The following is a 17,437-nucleotide window of genomic DNA, read 5'->3' as shown; positions in this document are numbered from 1 at the left end:
ACGGACACCGCCCAGCCGGGCTCCCCACATCGAAACCGACCCGGGTCGCCACTGGTCAAGGCGTGATCGGCCGCACTGCCGCACTCGCGGACCGCTCCGAGACGAGGTGTCGAGTAATCGTGCCGACGTCCCGAAACCGAACTCTCCCAACGACGATCGAGTGCAACTCGAGTCCGTCGGCGAAATCCCGCGGTGTGATCCTCGTCTCTCGGGGGTATACGGAGGGTCCCGTGTGCCTCGGAGCCCGGCGTGTCGCGGTGGATGTCGGAGGCTCTCTCTAGGGTCTGCAGTCGTGAGCAGAGCGCCGAACGCCCGAACCGCCGACGGCGCCCAGTTGAGCTTCGACGAACTCGATACTCCGCTGCGCGACATCACGTTCGTGGTGGTCGACCTGGAAACCACGGGCGGCAGCTCGGAGAACGACGCGATCACCGAGATCGGGGCCGTCAAGGTTCGGGGCGGCGAGGTGATCGGCGAACTCGGCACACTCATCGATCCAGGCCGCGCGATCCCGCCCTACATCGTCGAGATCACGGGAATCACGACCGCGATGGTGCGCGACGCGCCCCGCATCGACGCCATACTTCCGGCATTCCTCGAATTCGCGCGCGGCGCAGTGCTCGTCGCCCACAACGCAGGCTTCGACGTCGGGTTCCTCAAGGCGGCCGCCGCCCGGCAGGGCATCCTGTGGCCCAAGTTCCAGGTGCTGTGCACGGTGAAGCTCGCGCGGCGGGTACTCGGCCGGGACGAGGCACCCTCGGTCAAGCTGTCGGCACTGGCGACCCTGTTCGGCGCCGAGACCACCCCCACCCACCGCGCACTCGACGACGCCAAGGCCACCGTCGACGTGCTGCACGCGCTCATCGGGCGGGTCGGCAACCAGGGCGTGCACAGCCTGCCCGAACTGCTCGACTACATCCCGAAGGTGTCCGCCGAGCAGCGCGCCAAACGCACCCTCGCGAGCCACCTGCCCCGATCCCCCGGCGTGTACCTGTTCCGCGGGCCGTCCGACGAGGTCCTCTATGTCGGAACCGCATCGGATCTGCGGCGACGGGTTCGCACGTACTTCACCGGGTCCGAGACCCGGGGGCGGATGAAGGAGATGATCGCTCTCGCCACGCGGATCGACCATGTCGAGTGCGCGCATCCGCTCGAGGCCGGGGTACGCGAACTTCGCCTCCTGCGCGCCCACGTACCGCCTTACAACCGACGCTCCAAGTACCCGATGCGGGGCTGGTGGGTCACGCTCACCACCGAGGCCTTTCCGCGCCTCTCCGTGGTCCGTACGCCCACCGCAGACGCGCTGGGACCCTTCCGGTCCCGGACCGACGCCGCCGACGCCGCGCTGACGGTCGCCGAGTTCTGCGGGCTGCGGACCTGCACGACGCGGATCGGACGGGGGCAGCAGCACGGGCCGAAGTGCCCACCGCGGGAGATCGGCGGATGTCCCGCGGTCGCCGACGACGAGGACGGGTACCGCGTCGCCCCCGACCTGACACGGGCACTGCTGCGCGGCGAGGAGGATGCACCGCTGGTCCGCATGCGCGCCCACATCGAGGAGTTGGCCGCCGCCGAACTGTTCGAGACCGCCGCGCGGCTGCGTGATCGCGTCGCCGCCCTCGGCCTGGCGCTGCGGCGCATGCAGCGACTCGGCTCCCTCACGGCCGTCGACGAACTGATCGCCGCGGAACGCTCACCCGACGGGGGATGGGAGTTCGCGGTGATCCGAGCGGGTCGCCTCGCTGCGGCGGGCGTGGCACGCCCGGGTGTCCCGCCGATGCCGGTCGTCGAGGCGCTGGTCGCATCGGCCGAGACGGTGCTGCCCGACGACACGCCGCTGCGGGGAGCGTCACCCGAGGAGGCCGGGCTCCTCGTGCGCTGGCTCGGCGGCGACGGCGTGCGGATCGTGCGCACCAGCCACGGGTACAGCGAACCGGCGCGCGGCGCAGGCCCGTGGGAGGACTGGTGCACGCTCGCCAGGACCGCCGGAGCGCCTACTGTGTCTGTCGAACGACAGCACAGCTAAGGAGCGCCATGATCAACGCGATCGTCATGATTCACGCCGAAGCCGACCGGATCCCGGAGACGGCGCAGGCGGTGGCGGACCTGGGCGGAGTCACCGAGGTGTACTCGTGCGCCGGCGACATCGATTTGATCGCGATCGTGAAGGTCCGTGACCACGCACAGATCGCCGAGGTCGTGACCGAGCGCATCAACAAGGTGCGCGGCGTCACCAAGACGGCGACGCACATCGCGTTCCAGTCGTACTCGAGCGCCGACATCGAGGCCGCCTTCTCGCTCGGCGAGTGACGACCCGACCCGCCTAACGGTGGGCGGCCAACTCCGTCGTGAGGGTCGCCCACCGCTGCAGCACCGTCGATGCGGTCCCGGAATCGATCGCCCGAGCCGCCTTCTCGATGCCTGCCGACAGCGACTCCTCGAGGCTGCCGCCGACCCCTTCGAACGCCGCCAGCGCGCCTGCCGCGTTGAGCAGCACCGCGTCCCGGACGGGCCCCTCGTCGCCCGCGAAGACACCCCGCGCGACCGCCGCGTTCTCCGCGGCGTCGCCGCCACGCAGCGCATCCAGTGGCACGCGCGCGATCCCGAGGTCCATCGGGTCGAGCTTGTGCGTGCGCACGGTGCCGCCCGACACCACGTGCACCACCGACGTCGTCGACGTCGTGATCTCGTCGAGTCCGTCGTCGCCGCGAACGACGAGTGCGGAGTTACCGCGTTCGGCGAGAACCCCGGCGACCACCTCGATGAGGTCCTCGAACGCACAGCCGATCAGGCCGGCCCGCGGGCGGGCCGGGTTGGTCAGCGGCCCGAGGACGTTGAACACGGTCGGGATGCCGATCTCCTTGCGCGGCGCTCCCGCGAACCGCAGGGCCGGATGGAACACCGGCGCGAAGCAGAACCCGATCCCCACCTCCTCGACACAGCGCGCGACCTCGTCTGCACCGAGGTTGATGTGGACGCCCAGCGCCTCGAGGACGTCGGCGCCGCCGCTCTTCGACGACGCCGCACGGTTGCCGTGCTTGACGACCCGGACGCCCGCGGCAGCCACGACGACCGACGCCATCGTGGAGATGTTCACGGTGTTGGAGCGGTCGCCGCCCGTGCCGACGACATCGACGACGTCCGGCGACACCGGCACGATCCGGGCGTGGGCGAGCATCGCGTCCGCGAGCCCGCGCAACTCCGGCGGCGTCGCGCCCTTCATCTTCAACGCGACACCGAACGCCGCGATCTGAGCGGCCGTGGCGTTGTCCGACATGATTTCGTCCATCGCCCAGGCGGCGTCGTCCGCTGTCAGGTCACGGCCGTCCGTGAGGGCACCGAGGATCGCCGGCCAGGTCCGGTCAGCCGCGCCTGCCACTCGATCCACTGCCTGCGCTGCCGACGACTGCCGCACCATGACGACCCCTTCTGCTGTACGCCCACCAATCGGCGGGCGGAGAATTGACGTTCCGCAGCCTAGTGGGCCCGCGCACGTTCACACCGCCGACGGCGGCTGTAGCCCCTCCCACCCCAGCGCGGTGCCCCCGAGCCGCTGGGCCAGACCGGCCATGCGTGAGCGTTCCTGCGAGCAGTGCAGGGCGTCGAGGACCTGGACTCGTTCGAGGAGCACGGTGGCGACGCCGTCGTCGTCCACGACGGGAGGTCCCGACAGGACGTAGTCGTCCTGGCCCGTCAGATCGACCGCCTCCTGCACGCGGTCCGACGGCAGTCGCAGGTGATGCCGCAGCACCGCCTCGGCGTCGGATTTCCACACCGGTTCGGTTGAGGCGCCCCGTTCCAGGGTGGTCGAGCAGGCTTCCACGTCGTCGAATCCGGACACCACCACGGCGAGGTCCGAACGCGTCCGATCGAGGGGTGCGGGCGAGCGCCTGGACAGAATTCCACTGATCCAACGAGCGACACCGCTCCTGAGTTCCATGTGCCTACTTTGTCACGCCTGCCGGAGGCCACCCCGACAGCCAAGGAATGGCCTCTGACATGCGACGACGCGCCGACACTGGACCCGGGTGGCTTTCCTTTACGACGAAGCGTCATACTTCTCAGCGTGACGAGCGCAGTAGGGACTTCAGGATCGGCAATCACCCAGCGCGTGCACTCGCTGAACCGGCCAAACATGGTCAGCGTCGGCACCATCGTGTGGTTGTCAAGCGAGCTCATGTTCTTCGCAGGGCTCTTCGCCATGTATTTCGTTGCACGAGCACAGGCGAATGGGAACTGGCCACCGGAGCCGACGGAGCTGAACCTCACGTTGGCCGTACCGGTGACGCTGGTGCTGGTTGCGTCTTCCTTCACCTGCCAGATGGGTGTCTTCGCGGCAGAAAAGGGCGACGTTTTCGGTCTCCGGCGGTGGTACCTGGTGACTCTTGCCATGGGCACGTTCTTCGTGGCCGGCCAGGGTTACGAGTACTACCACCTGGTTCACGAGGGCACGACGATCTCGAGCAGCGTGTACGGATCGGTCTTCTACATGACGACCGGCTTCCACGGACTGCACGTCATCGGCGGTCTGGTCGCGTTCGTCTTCTTGATCGTCCGCACCAAGGTCAGCAAGTTCACGCCTGCGCAGGCCACTGCGGCGATCGTCGTTTCGTACTACTGGCACTTCGTCGACATTGTGTGGATCGGCCTGTTTGCCACGATTTATTTCATCCGTTAGCCAGCTGAACCACCAGGCAGCCCCTGACGCTTCAGTCGTCCCGACATACCAAAGGGATACAGATGAGTTCATCCCCCCCTCCCGCAATCGAGGGTGACATGCCCGACCCCGCTACAGCAGGATCCGCCGCCAAGGCGCGCCGCCAGCGCAAGCTGCGCAGGCGCGTCACCGGCGCGTTGATCCTCATGATGGGTCTCGTGAGCGCCGGTTTCCTCGCCTCCGCATTGACGCCTGCACCGCAGGTCGCCACCGCGAGCGACGATTCCGCTGCGCTGATCCGCGAGGGCAAGCAGCTCTACGACACGTCCTGCATCACGTGCCACGGCGCGAACCTGCAGGGTGTCCAGGACCGCGGCCCCAGCCTGATCGGTGTCGGCGAGGCCGCCGTGTACTTCCAGGTGTCGTCCGGTCGTATGCCGGCCGCTCGCAACGAGGCACAGGCTTCCCGTAAGCCCACCAAGTTCGACGCCCGTCAGACCGACGCCATCGGCGCCTACGTTCAGTCCCAGGGTGGCGGCCCGACCGTCATCCGCGACGAGAACGGCGAGATCGCTCAGTCCTCGCTGCGCGGCGGCGACGTCGCCCGCGGTAGCGAGCTGTTCCGTCTCAACTGCGCGTCGTGCCACAACTTCACGGGTCGCGGCGGCGCACTGTCGTCCGGTAAGTACGCACCCGTCCTGGACCCGGCCAGCGAGCAGCAGATCTACGCCGCCATGGTCACGGGTCCGCAGAACATGCCCAAGTTCTCCGATCGTCAGCTGACGATCGAGGAGAAGAAGGACATCATCGCCTACGTCAAGCAGTCCAGCGAGAACAAGAATCCGGGCGGCTACGGCCTCGGCGGAATCGGACCGGGTTCCGAGGGTCTCGCGATGTGGGTCGTCGGCATCGTCGCTGTCGTCGGTGCAGCACTGTGGATCGGAGCAAGGTCATGAGCGACGCCGGCAGCGGCGATACGCCGAAGAAGTACACGGACGACGAACTCGACCGTATGAGCAAGGACGAACTCGTCACGCTCGGTACAAATCTCGACGGCGTCGATGTGGCGTTCCGCAAGGACCGCTGGGCAGTCAAGGGCACCAAGGCCGAGAAGCGCGCAGAGCGTTCGGTGGCCTTCTGGTTCATCCTCGCGGGCGTCTCCGCGATCGCATTCATCGCGATCTTCCTGTTCTGGCCCTGGGAGTACGCCGGTCCGGGTGAGGAAAGCTACGACAAGTACAACCTGTACACGCCGCTGATCGGCCTCACCATGGGTCTCGCGATCCTCGGTGTCGGCGTCGGCGCGGTCAAGTTCACCAAGAAGTTCGTCCCCGAAGAGGTCTCGATCCAGGATCGCCACGACGGCGGTTCGTCCGAGGTCGACAAGCGCACCCTCGTCGCACAGCTCGACGACACGCTGGAGACCTCGACGATCGGTCGCCGCAAGATGATCAAGCGCAGCCTGATCTTCGGTGGTGGCGCAATCGGCGTCATGTCGGTCATGCCCCTCGGCGGCATGATCAAGAACCCGTGGGCCAAGGGCGACGACTCCCCGCTGTGGGTGTCCGGCTGGACCCCGCGCTACACGGGCGAGACCATCTACCTGCGTCGCGACACGGGACGTCCGCACGACATCGTGCTGGTCCGTCCCGAGGACCTCGACGCCGGCTCCATGGAGACGGTCTTCCCGTTCCGTGAGTCCGAGCGTGGAAACGACGAGGAGCTGTTCAAGGCTCTGCGTGGCATCCGCAACTCGGTCATGCTGATCCGTCTGCGCACCTCGGACACCGAGAAGGTCATCAAGCGCAAGGGCCAGGAGAGCTTCAACTACGGCGACTACTTCGCGTACTCGAAGATCTGTACCCACCTCGGCTGCCCCACCTCGCTCTACGAGCAGCAGACCAACCGAATCCTGTGCCCCTGCCACCAGTCGCAGTTCGACGCGCTGCAGTACGGCAAGCCCCTGTTCGGTCCCGCCGCTCGTGCTCTTCCGCAGCTGCCTATTACAGTGAACGAAGAGGGCTACCTCGTCGCCAACGGTGACTTCATCGAAGCCCTCGGCCCGGCATTTTGGGAGCGTCGACCGTGACCACTACCACTCAATCCAGAGTTGCCGCCCAGGCAGAGGGAGTCGACTCTCGCTACCACCTCGCGGCTGGTGTGAAGCGTCAGATCAACAAGGTCTTCCCGACGCACTGGTCGTTCATGCTCGGCGAGATCGCGCTCTACAGCTTCATCATCCTGCTGATCTCGGGCGTGTACCTGACGCTGTTCTTCGACCCGTCGCTGGCCGAGGTCACGTACAACGGCGCCTACGAGCCGCTGCGCGGCGTCGAGATGTCCCGCGCTTACGCGACCACCCTCGACATCTCGTTCGAGGTTCGCGGCGGTCTGTTCGTCCGCCAGATCCACCACTGGGCCGCGCTGATGTTCGCCGCGTCGATCATCGTGCACCTGCTGCGCATCTTCTTCACCGGCGCGTTCCGTCGCCCGCGTGAGGCGAACTGGGTCATCGGCTCGCTGCTGCTGATCCTGGCGATGTTCGAGGGCTTCTTCGGTTACTCGCTGCCCGACGACCTGCTCTCCGGTACGGGCCTGCGCGCCGCACTGTCCGGCATCACCCTGAGCGTTCCGGTCGCCGGCACGTGGCTGCACTGGCTGATCTTCGGTGGCGATTTCCCCGGCACCCTGATCATCCCGCGCCTGTACGTCGCGCACGTCCTGCTGCTGCCCGGCATCATCCTGGCCCTGATCGCCGCTCACCTGGCGCTGGTCTGGTACCAGAAGCACACGCAGTTCCCCGGCCCCGGCCGCACCGAGAAGAACGTCGTCGGCGTTCGCATCCTCCCGGTGTTCGCCCTCAAGGGTGGTGCGTTCTTCGCGTTCACGTTCGGCGTCCTGGCCCTGATGGGCGGTCTGCTGCAGATCAACCCGATCTGGAACATCGGCCCGTACAACCCGTCGCAGGTCTCCGCTGGTTCGCAGCCCGACTTCTACATGATGTGGACGGACGGCCTGGCACGTCTGTGGCCGGCATGGGAGATCTACCTGTTCGACCGGTACACGATCCCCGCGGTGTTCGCTGTCGCGCTGATCATGGGCCTGGTGTTCGCACTGCTGATCGCCTACCCGTGGATCGAGAAGAAGTTCACGAAGGACGACGCGCACCACAACCTGCTGCAGCGTCCGCGTGACGTCCCGGTCCGCACCGGCATCGGCGCGATGGCCATCGCGTTCTACCTGGTGCTGACGATCTCGTGTGTCAACGACATCATCGCCTACCACCTGGACATCTCGCTCAACGCGATGACCTGGATCGGCCGTATCGGCATGGTGATTCTGCCTCCGATCGCCTACTACGTCACCTACCGGTTCTGCCTTGGTCTGCAGCGCAGCGACCGCGGAGTGCTCGAGCACGGCATCGAGACGGGCATCATCAAGCGCCTGCCGCACGGTGAGTACGTCGAGATCCACCAGCCGCTCGGCCCGGTCGACGATCACGGCCACCCGCTCCCGCTGGAGTACCAGGGTGCCGCGATCCCGAAGAAGATGAACAAGCTCGGCTCCGCCGGTAAGCCCGGCTCGGGTAGCTGGGTCACCCCGGACCCGGTCGAGCAGAGCCAGGCGCTCGAGGCGGCCGATCACAAGGCTGAGCACGAGCAGCTGAAGATGCTCACGGAGTACCAGGACCGCGCCCGCGGAAACGGCTCCGGCAACGGCGAAGCGCACTAGTTCGCCGAAACTGACGAGGAGGGCCCCGAACCACATCGGTTCGGGGCCTTCCTCGTTTCCGTTCGGAAACGCAGTCGGGTTCAGCAGCCGAGCTGCGCCGCTGACCGTAGCCGGAAACCGTCCGAACGCCCTGCTGCGCCTCTACTGTCCTGGAGAACACCGGAACGTCGAGGGGGATCCGATGGCCGCGAGTTACGTCGACGAACGCTACGCACCGGTCTGTGCCGAACTCACCGAGTTCGACCTGCCGGTCCGTGGCACGATCCCGGAATGGCTCGACGGTCGCTATCTCCGCAACGGCCCCAACCCGATCGCGGACGTGCGACCGGACGAGTACAACTGGTTCACCGGTGACGGCATGGTCCACGGCGTGCGGATGAGTGGTGGACACGCACTGTGGTACCGCAATCGCTGGGTCGACTCTGCGGTCACGTCGAAGGCGCTGCACCGGCCCGCTCCCCCGGAGCGCGGACGATCACCACTGCACGGCCCGTCGGCGAACACGAACGTCATCGGATTCGCGGGTCGGACGCTGGCGCTGGTCGAAGCCGGCGTGGCCTGCGCAGAGCTTTCCTACGAACTCGATACGGTCGACGTCTGCGATTTCGACGGCACCGTTCGCGGCGGCTACACCGCGCACCCCATCGAGGATCCGGAAACCGGCGAGCTCCATGCGGTCTCGTACCACCTCGGCCGCGGTGACACTGTGCTGTACACCGTGATCGGGCCGGACGGGCGCCTCCGCAGGAAGGTCCCGATCCGGGTGGGCGGCAGCCCCATGATGCACGCGTTCTCGCTGACCCGCGACTTCGTGGTGATCTACGACCTACCGGTCACGTTCGATGTCCGCAGCGCCGTCACCGCGAACGTCAGGCGGCCGCTCCGGCCTCTCGCGGCGCTGGCGCTCAGCGCCACGATCGGACGCGTCCGCGTTCCCCGCCCCGTCCTGGACCGGCTGCCTGCCACCCGGGCGGGGAGCTTTCCGTACCGCTGGGACGACGGCTATCCACCCCGGGTCGGCCTGATCCCCCGCACCGGCGATCCCACGCCGCTGTGGCTGGAGGTCGAGCCCTGCTATGTGTTTCACCCCGTCAACGCGACCAGCACGGACGGCACGGTGGTCGTGGACCTCGTCGTCCACGAGCGGGTGTTCGACGCAGACGTCACCGGACCATCCGAGGGACATCCGCGACTGGAGCGCTGGCATCTGGATCCACAGGTGAGCAACCGCGTCCGACGCACACGACTCGGCGACGAGCACGTCGAATTTCCGCGATTCGACGAGCGATACATCACATCGCTCCATCACGACTGCTGGCTGGTGGTCGGGTCCGGCGACCTGTCCGGCGAGCACCGGCTGATCCGGTCGGACCGAGCCCGCGGGGTCCGAGCGATGCGGGATTTCGGCCCGCGGTCCGCCGTGGGCGAGTTCGTGTTCCACCCGGAGTCCCCGGACAGCCCGGAGGGTCACGGTGTGGTGATGGGACTGGTGTCGGATCTCGGGTCGAACTCCACGGAGCTGCGAATTCTGGACGCCCAGACCCTCGAAGATCAGGCGTGCATCGCACTGCCCCAACGGGTTCCCGCCGGCTTCCACGGCAACTGGATACCGGACCCCGCGGCCACCAGGTGACGGCCGTGTGACCCCTGGCGGCGAGAACGTCACGTTCCAGGCGGGATCCGCGCGCAAAACGTCCACCTGGTCCCGTGCGAACTGCCTCGAGCCGGTCTGCGATGGAGGGCCTTCGGGTTTTCGGGTTCGGTCAACGACGAAGGCGCCGAACCCGAGTCGGGTTCGGCGCCTTCGCGTCGTTCTGAGGTGAGAGCTAGTGCTTCTCGGGGCCGAGGTGGTACTCGAACACCAGGCCTGCGGAGGCCGTGAGGACCAGCACCACGGCGACGACGATCATCCACGGCTGGAAGAACGCCAGCGAGATGGCGGCGAAAGCAGCCGCGCCGGCCAGCAGGATAGGCCAGAAGCTACCGGGGCTGAAGAAGCCCAGGTCGCCCGAGCCGTCGGAGATTTCCGCCTCCTCGTAGTCCTCGGGGCGGGTGTCGAGGCGACGCGCCACGAACCGGAAGTACGTGCCGACGATCAGGCTCAGGCCTGCCGACAGGACGATCGCGGTGAGGCCGGCCCACTCGATTCCGGTGCGCGACATCGCGGTGAAGACACCGTAGACGATCGCGACGAGAATGAAGAACACCGTCAGGATCTCGAAGAGCTTGGCTTCGATCTTCATATCAGTTCTTGTCCTTGGTCAGTGGTTCTCGGGCGTCAGTTCCCGTTGGCCGATGCCTCGCGCACGGTGCGATCGGAGTTGAACGGGGAGGTCGAGGTCGCGGTGGGCGACTCGCCGATCGACGCCAGCGCCTCGCCGGTGTTCAGACCCTTGCCACCCTCTTCGACCGACTTACGGGCCTGGATGTACTGCTCGAACTTCTCCGGCGACACCGCACGGACCTCGAAGTTCATCATCGCGTGGAAGGTGCCGCACATCTCGGCGCAGCGGCCCACGAACGCGCCTTCCTTCTCGATCTCGCTGATCTGGAAGACGTTGTCCGAGTGGTTTTCCTTCGGGTTCGGGTTCACGTCACGCTTGAACAGGAACTCGGGAACCCAGAAGGAGTGGATGACGTCCGACGATGCCAGGACGAACTCGACGCGCTTGCCGGTCGGCAGGACGAGGATCGGAACCTCGTTGCTGGTACCGACGGTCTCGATCTTGTCGTACGCCAGGTAGGACAGATCCTGCGTGTTCTTGCCGTGGATCGGGCCCAGCTTCTCGTTGCCGTGCTCGTCGACACCCTCGGGCTTCGATGCAGCGAGCGCAGCCTCGGTGGCGGCTTCGTCGGTGCCCTCGTACTTGGCGGTGCCGTTGCCGAGGTCGATCGTCCGGTATCCGAACTTCCAGTTCCACTGGTACGCCGTCACGTCGACCACGACGTTCGGGTTGTCCTTCTTCTCCGTGACGTAGTTCTGCACCACGACGGTGAAGTAGAAGAGCACAGCGATGATCACGAAAGGAACTGCCGTGTAGAACAGCTCCAACGGCACGTTGTATGCCGTCTGACGGGGGAACTCGGGCGAGTCCTTCTTCTTACGGTGGAAAACGACCACCCAGAAGGTGAGGCCCCACACGATGACACCCATGACGAGGGCGGCGATGACCGACCACGTCCACAGCTCGCGCATACGTTCTGCCTGCGGGGTAACTCCCGAGGGCCACCCGAAGCGAAGCACCGAGTTGTCGATTGAACATCCCGACAACAGCATGGCAGCTATGCCCAAAGATGCTGCCAGCCCGGCTCGCCGAAGGATCCGACCTTGCGCCACGTTCACGCCTTCCTGATCGCCGCAATTCCACACAGGGCACACCCGAAGGGAAGGCCCAATTACTACGCAGCGTAGACCAGAGGCGCCGATCCTCCACTGTCGGGTCGGCGCCCGTGTTGCAGTAAGGACCAATGGCCCTCCACGGTACGCGCCCCACCTGGGATTCAGCTGAGATCACGGTGCACGCCGTCAGTCCGCCGACGGTCCCCCACTCGAATCTGCGGCATACTTCGTTGGGAAATCGGCGCGCCGGACCCGGCCACCGATCTCGGCCCCACAAACGACTCTGAATCGAGGTACCGGACGCTGTGTGCGGACTGCTCGGACTACTCACCACCGACGGCACCAGCGACGACGCTGTCGCACGCGTCGATGCGGCCATGCACTGCCTGCGCCATCGCGGCCCGGACGAGCACGGAACGTGGCACGACGAGGACCTGATCTTCGGCTTCAACCGTCTGTCGATCATCGACATCGAGCACTCCCACCAGCCGCTGCGCTGGGGCCCGCCGGAGAGCCCGGAGCGCTACGCCCTCACGTTCAACGGGGAGATCTACAACTACCTCGAGATTCGCGCGGAGCTCGCCAAGGATCACGACGCGCAGTTCCGCACCGAGGGCGACAGCGAGGCGATCGTCGCGGCGTTCCACTACTGGGGCGCCGACGCCGTGCGCCGGCTGCGCGGCATGTTCGCGTTCGCAGTGTGGGACACCGAGACCCGTGAACTGTTCGTGGCGCGCGACCCGTTCGGCATCAAGCCGCTGTTCATCGCGACCGGCACCCACGGCACCGCGTTCGGCAGCGAGAAGAAGAGCCTGCTCGAGCTGGCAGACGTCATCGGCATCGACACCGAACTCGATCCGCGAGCGACCGAGCACTACACGGTGCTGCAGTACGTGCCCGAACCCGAGACGCTGCACGCGCAGATCCGTCGCCTCGAATCGGGTTGCTACGCGCGGCTGACACCGGGCACGGCTCCCGAGGTGACCCGCTACTTCACGCCGAAGTTCCCGGCCGTGCCGTTCGCACCCGGCAGCGAGGCCTCGCGCTACCGCGAGATTGCGGAGGCTCTCGAGGACTCCGTCGCCAAGCACATGCGCGCCGACGTCACCGTCGGCTCGTTCCTGTCCGGCGGCATCGACTCCACCGCCATCGCGGCGCTCGCGATGCGGCACAACCCGAACCTGATCACCTTCACGACCGGGTTCGAGCGCGAGGGCTACTCCGAGGTCGACGTCGCGGCCGAGTCCGCCGCGGCGATCGGCGCGCGACACGTGGTCAAGGTGGTCTCCCCCGCCGAGTTCGCGGCGGCGATTCCCGAGATCATCTGGTACCTCGACGACCCGGTCGCCGACCCCGCGCTGGTCCCGCTGTGGTTCGTGGCGAAAGAAGCCCGAAAGCACGTCAAGGTGGTGCTCTCCGGCGAGGGCGCCGACGAACTGTTCGGCGGCTACACCATCTACCGGGAGCCGCTCTCGCTCAAGCCGTTCGAGTACCTGCCGGCGCCGCTGCGGCGCGCCGCAGGCAAGCTGTCGGAGCGCATTCCCGAGGGCACCCGCGGCAAGAGCCTGCTCAACCGCGGCTCGATGACCCTCGAGGAGCGGTACTACGGCAACGCTCGCAGCTTCAACGACGCCCAACTGCGGGCGGTGCTGCGCGACTTCCGGCCCGAGTGGACGCACCAGGACGTCACCGCGCCGATCTACGCGCAGTCGCGGGACTGGGATCCGGTGGCGCGCATGCAGCACCTGGACCTGTTCACCTGGCTGCGTGGCGACATCCTCGTCAAGGCCGACAAGATGACGATGGCCAACTCGCTCGAACTGCGCGTGCCGTTCCTCGATCCCGAGGTGTTCGACGTCGCGTCGCGCGTGCCGCTGGATCAGAAGATCACGAAGACCACGACCAAGTACGCGCTGCGTCAGGCACTCGAGGGCATCGTCCCGCCGCACGTGCTGCACCGCGCGAAGCTGGGCTTCCCGGTGCCGCTGCGGCACTGGCTGGCCGGCACCGAGCTGTTCGACTGGGCGCATCAGCAGATCGCCGAGTCGGGCACCGACCACATCTTCGACAAGGCCGCGGTCACCCGGATGCTGAACGAGCATCGCGCGGGCACATCCGACCACAGCCGTCGACTGTGGACGGTCTTGTGCTTCATGGTGTGGCACGGCATCTTCGTCGAGAAGCGCATCGTGCCGCAGATCCAGGAACCGGTGTACCCAGTCAGCCTGTAGGTGCTCGGATACGACTCCGCCCGGGTCCCTCTCGTCGAGGGAACCCGGGCGGAGTCGTTCTGCGGAGCGTTACGGCAGTAGGGCCGCGATCTCGTCCGCTGCGTCCTTGCCGTACGCGTCGGTGAGCCGCTTGATGGCGTCGTCGCGCTGGAACGTCCATTCCTGGGTGCCGACCGTCTCGAGGACATAAACGGCGACAAGCGATCCGAGCTGGGCCGATCGCTCGAGGCTCAGGCCCGCCGAGTGCGCCAGCAGGAAGCCGGCGCGGAACGCGTCGCCGACACCGGTGGGATCGACCTTGCTGCGCTCGGGCACGACCCCGACGCGGATCCAGTTGCCGTCGGCGTCGACGATCTCGACGCCCTTCGCACCGAGTGTGGTGACGCGCAGCCCGACCTGGGCACGAACCTCTTCCTCCGTCAGCCCGGTCTTCTGCTGCAGCAGACCCCACTCGTACTCGTTGGTGAACAGGTACTTCGCGCCCTGGATCAGCTTCTTGGCGTCGTCGCCGGACAGCCGCGCGAGCTGCTGCGAGGGATCCGCGGCGAACGGAATGCCGAGCAGGCGGCACTCGTCGGTGTGGCGGAGCATCGCGTCGGGGTCGTTGGCGCCGACGAGCACCAGATCGATACTGCCCGCAGACTTCGCGACGGCGGCGAGTTCGATCTCGCGCGCCTCGCTCATTGCACCGGGGTAGAACGACGCGATCTGCGCCATGTCCTCGTCGGTGGTGCAGACGAAGCGCGCCGTGTATGCGGTGTCGGACACGCGCACCTCGCTGCAGTCGACGCCGTTGGACTCGAGCCACGTGCGGTACTCCGCGAAGTCGGCACCCGCGGCACCGACCAGCAACGGCGAGCCGCCGAGGACACCCATCGCGTAAGCGATGTTGCCGCCGACACCGCCGCGGCGGATCACGAGGTCATCGACGAGGAAGCTCAGCGAAATGTGCGCGAGCTGATCGGCGAGCAACTGCTCGGCGAAGCGGCCCGGAAACCGCATCAGGTGGTCGGTGGCGATGGATCCGGTTACCGCAATGCTCACGCGCGGATGCCTTTCAGCTCTGGCGGCGTCGTCGGTTCGACGCCGATCGGGGGCGCAACGCACTCTGACGCGGAGCCCGCCGGTGAGGCAGACTCCGCGTCAGAGTGCGTCGAGAAGGTTGTTCGGGGACTCAGTTGAACGAGTCGCCGCAGGCGCAGGACCCCGTCGCGTTCGGGTTGTCGATCGTGAAGCCCTGCTTCTCGATGGTGTCGACGAAGTCGATGGAAGCGCCCTCCACGTATGGAGCACTCATCCGGTCCACGGCGAGACTGACGCCGGCGAAATCGACGATCAGGTCACCGTCGAGGTTCCGGTCGTCGAAGAAGAGCTGGTAGCGCAGTCCAGCGCAACCGCCCGGCTGCACTGCGATGCGCAGCGCGAGATCCTCGCGTCCCTCCTGATCGAGCAGCGCCTTCGCCTTGGAGGACGCGGCCTCGGTCATCGTGACGCCGTGTGTGGCCGTCTCGTTCTGCACAGTCATGGGCTCTCCCTGTCGCTCGTACCAAACCCGTGATCGCTTCAACGGTACTCCGCGCTCCGCTATTCCTCATGTATCGGGATGCACGGAACCGGACGCCGCGAAGCCCGCCGCGCCGCGCCAGCCGTCGGCGACGCACGACGTCAGCGCCTCGAGGCGACCGGCCGCATCCGACATGGCGCGCTCGACCGACCCCGCGAACTCCGCAACGGAGAAGGCCGCGACGATGCCCGCCGCGCGCGCGGTGTCGCGGTCCACCACCACCTGCCCGGCCACGACGACGGTCGGAACCCCGAGGCGGCCGGCCGCCGCGGCGAGCGTGGTCACGAGCTTGCCGCGCAACGACTGGCGGTCGAACCGGCCCTCACCGGTGACGACGATGTCCGACTCCGCCAGTTGAGTGGCCTGGCCCGTGCACTCGGCGACGACCTCCGCACCCGACTCCCGGATCGCGCCGAGCGCGAGCAGGGCCGCACCGAGTCCGCCCGCCGCGCCGGCGCCGGGCCTGTCCGAGACGGGACCCCCGCACTGGCGCTCCAGTTCGTCCGCCCACGCGACGTTGCGCCGCTCGAGGATGTCGATGGCCGACGCGTCGGCGCCCTTCTGCCGGCCGAACACGTGCGCCGCGCCATGCTCGCCGAGCAGCGGGTTCTCGACGTCGGTGGCGGCGACGAGTGTCACACCGTCGAGCCGCTCCCGCGCCCGTTCGAACCCGCCCAGGGCCTCGATCATCCCTCGACCGCCGTCGGTGCAGCACGAGCCGCCGAGCCCGACTACGAGCCGCCGGGCACCGGCATCGATCGCCGCACCGATCAGTTCGCCGACGCCGCGGCTGTGTGCGTCGAGAGAACTGATCCGGCTCGGCGGGCCGCCGAGCAGCCCCAGCCCGACGGCCTGCGCCGATTCGATGTACGCGGTGCCGTCGGCGAGAACCCACTGCGCGTCGGCGTCCCGCCCGAGTGGGCCCGCGACGTGCGTCGACCTCATCCCACCGGTCGTGGTGGAAATCACATCGGCGAACCCTGGGCCGCCGTCGGACTGCGGCGCGCGAACCACGACGTCACCGGGTCGCGCGGCCGACCAACCCGCCGCCATCGCCTCGGCCGCCTCTACAGCAGTGAGGGTTTCACCGAACGAGTCGGGGGCGATGAGCACACGCATCTGCGGAGTGTATGACCCAGTCCCGACCTCGGCATTTCGAGCCGGGTCCTGCGGGTTCCATCGGTGGTCGGTTTCGACTGCACGCCATTCATCCCATAGCCTGGGGATGTGAAGCTGCTACGCCGAGGCGACTCCGACAATTCCGACAAGCGCGACGTCGAGGTCATCGAGTCGACCGCGGATACCTCCGAGGAGACGACCGAGACCTACGGATCGTCGACGCCGGGCAAGGGCCGTCCTACCCCCAAGCGTCGCGAGGCCGAGGCCAAGAAGCGTGGCCCGGTGGCGCCCGCTCCCCTCACCTCCAAGGAAGCCCGCGCCCGCCGCAAGGCCAATCGCGGCAACAAGGCGGAACGCAAGGTCGCCGCCGCCGAGCGTCGCGCCGAGTCGGCGGACCGCCGCGCCCGGATGCTCGCCGGCGAGGACAAGTACCTGCTGCCGCGCGACAAGGGCCCGGTCCGCGCCTACGCCCGCGACCTGGTCGACAGCCGCCGCAACCTGGTCGGCCTGTTCATGCCGCTGGCGCTGGTCCTCATCATGGCGATGTTCCTGAGCCCGATCATCCAGAACTACGTCACGCTGGCGATGCTCGTGATGATGCTGTTCATGGCCGGCGAGGGCTACTTCCTCGGCCGGATGATCAACAACAAGATTCGCGCACGCTTCCCCGACAGCGTCGACGGTGGATTCAAGCTGGGCTGGTACGCCTTCGTCCGCGCCTCGCAGATCCGCAAGATGCGCGCGCCCGCGCCCCGCGTCAAGCCGGGCGACGCCGTCTGACCCACTCCCGAATC

16 protein-coding genes are annotated in these 17,437 nt (G+C 67.3%); 9 read left to right on the top strand and 7 right to left on the bottom strand.

The features are described from left to right. Positions 1 to 292: 292 nt before the first annotated feature. Entirely contained in the window at positions 293 to 2,026 is a 1,734-nt protein-coding gene (locus tag C8K36_RS05935) for a DEDD exonuclease domain-containing protein (protein ID WP_107983416.1), read from the top strand. Between the two features lie 8 nt (positions 2,027 to 2,034). Further along, on the top strand, positions 2,035 to 2,310 hold the full coding sequence (locus C8K36_RS05930; RefSeq protein WP_107983415.1) for an Lrp/AsnC family transcriptional regulator: 276 nt from the start codon (positions 2,035 to 2,037) through the stop codon (positions 2,308 to 2,310). 13 nt (positions 2,311 to 2,323) lie between these two features. On the opposite strand, the gene trpD is transcribed toward C8K36_RS05930, so the two are convergent. Both trpD and C8K36_RS05920 read right to left on the bottom strand, forming a co-directional pair. Beyond that, entirely contained in the window at positions 2,324 to 3,418 is a 1,095-nt protein-coding gene (trpD, locus tag C8K36_RS05925; RefSeq protein WP_107983414.1) for an anthranilate phosphoribosyltransferase, read from the bottom strand. Positions 3,419 to 3,496: 78 nt separating this feature from the next. Then, positions 3,497 to 3,940 carry a hypothetical protein gene (locus tag C8K36_RS05920; RefSeq protein ID WP_107983413.1) on the bottom strand — a complete coding sequence of 148 codons (444 nt, stop codon included), beginning with the start codon at positions 3,938 to 3,940 and terminating at the stop codon, positions 3,497 to 3,499. Positions 3,941 to 4,066: 126 nt separating this feature from the next. On the opposite strand from C8K36_RS05920, the gene C8K36_RS05915 reads away from it, so the two are divergent. The 5 genes from C8K36_RS05915 to C8K36_RS05895 all read left to right on the top strand — a co-directional run bounded on the left by C8K36_RS05915 (position 4,067) and on the right by C8K36_RS05895 (position 10,022). After that, positions 4,067 to 4,678 carry a cytochrome c oxidase subunit 3 gene (locus C8K36_RS05915; RefSeq protein WP_107983412.1) on the top strand — a complete coding sequence of 204 codons (612 nt, stop codon included), beginning with the start codon at positions 4,067 to 4,069 and terminating at the stop codon, positions 4,676 to 4,678. A 62-nt stretch (positions 4,679 to 4,740) separates the two neighbouring features. Further along, on the top strand, positions 4,741 to 5,613 hold the full coding sequence (locus C8K36_RS05910) for a cytochrome c (RefSeq protein ID WP_181319375.1): 873 nt from the start codon (positions 4,741 to 4,743) through the stop codon (positions 5,611 to 5,613). Then, complete coding sequence (locus tag C8K36_RS05905) at positions 5,610 to 6,746, top strand: ubiquinol-cytochrome c reductase iron-sulfur subunit (protein WP_107983800.1); 1,137 nt, start codon at positions 5,610 to 5,612, stop codon at positions 6,744 to 6,746. The genes C8K36_RS05910 and C8K36_RS05905 overlap by 4 nt, the downstream gene beginning before the upstream one ends. Next, a complete protein-coding gene (locus C8K36_RS05900; RefSeq protein WP_107983410.1) occupies positions 6,743 to 8,389 on the top strand; it encodes a cytochrome b in 1,647 nt (548 codons plus the stop codon). Before C8K36_RS05905 ends, C8K36_RS05900 begins: the two co-directional genes overlap by 4 nt. 181 nt (positions 8,390 to 8,570) lie before the next feature. Continuing rightward, a complete protein-coding gene (locus tag C8K36_RS05895) occupies positions 8,571 to 10,022 on the top strand; it encodes a carotenoid oxygenase family protein (protein ID WP_107983409.1) in 1,452 nt (483 codons plus the stop codon). Positions 10,023 to 10,215: 193 nt separating this feature from the next. Here C8K36_RS05895 and C8K36_RS05890 read toward each other — a convergent pair whose 3' ends face one another. After that, complete coding sequence (locus C8K36_RS05890; RefSeq protein ID WP_107983408.1) at positions 10,216 to 10,632, bottom strand: cytochrome c oxidase subunit 4; 417 nt, start codon at positions 10,630 to 10,632, stop codon at positions 10,216 to 10,218. Positions 10,633 to 10,667: 35 nt separating this feature from the next. Further along, positions 10,668 to 11,732 (bottom strand): cytochrome c oxidase subunit II, encoded by a 1,065-nt coding sequence (locus C8K36_RS05885; RefSeq protein WP_107983799.1) that lies wholly within the window; start codon positions 11,730 to 11,732, stop codon positions 10,668 to 10,670. A gap of 302 nt (positions 11,733 to 12,034) precedes the next feature. Between C8K36_RS05885 and asnB the strand changes: the two genes are divergently transcribed. Further along, complete coding sequence (gene asnB, locus C8K36_RS05880) at positions 12,035 to 13,960, top strand: asparagine synthase (glutamine-hydrolyzing) (RefSeq protein ID WP_107983407.1); 1,926 nt, start codon at positions 12,035 to 12,037, stop codon at positions 13,958 to 13,960. A 69-nt stretch (positions 13,961 to 14,029) separates the two neighbouring features. Here the strand turns inward: asnB and C8K36_RS05875 are convergent, their stop codons facing one another. The 3 genes from C8K36_RS05875 to C8K36_RS05865 all read right to left on the bottom strand — a co-directional run bounded on the left by C8K36_RS05875 (position 14,030) and on the right by C8K36_RS05865 (position 16,643). Next, positions 14,030 to 15,004, bottom strand: coding sequence for a carbohydrate kinase family protein (locus tag C8K36_RS05875; protein WP_107983406.1), 975 nt, complete (start codon positions 15,002 to 15,004; stop codon positions 14,030 to 14,032). 130 nt (positions 15,005 to 15,134) lie between these two features. Continuing rightward, on the bottom strand, positions 15,135 to 15,485 hold the full coding sequence (locus tag C8K36_RS05870; RefSeq protein ID WP_107983405.1) for a HesB/IscA family protein: 351 nt from the start codon (positions 15,483 to 15,485) through the stop codon (positions 15,135 to 15,137). 66 nt (positions 15,486 to 15,551) lie between these two features. Then, positions 15,552 to 16,643 carry a glycerate kinase gene (locus tag C8K36_RS05865; protein WP_107983404.1) on the bottom strand — a complete coding sequence of 364 codons (1,092 nt, stop codon included), beginning with the start codon at positions 16,641 to 16,643 and terminating at the stop codon, positions 15,552 to 15,554. Positions 16,644 to 16,751: 108 nt separating this feature from the next. Between C8K36_RS05865 and C8K36_RS05860 the strand changes: the two genes are divergently transcribed. Beyond that, positions 16,752 to 17,423, top strand: coding sequence for a DUF3043 domain-containing protein (locus C8K36_RS05860; protein WP_107983403.1), 672 nt, complete (start codon positions 16,752 to 16,754; stop codon positions 17,421 to 17,423). Positions 17,424 to 17,437: the final 14 nt, after the last annotated feature.

Origin of the sequence: Rhodococcus sp. OK519 (genome assembly GCF_003051005.1) — a bacterium.
GTDB lineage: Bacteria > Actinomycetota > Actinomycetes > Mycobacteriales > Mycobacteriaceae > Prescottella.
The sequence above is the reverse complement of the archived record's forward strand: the minus strand, read 5'-3'. Positions and strand labels throughout refer to the sequence as shown.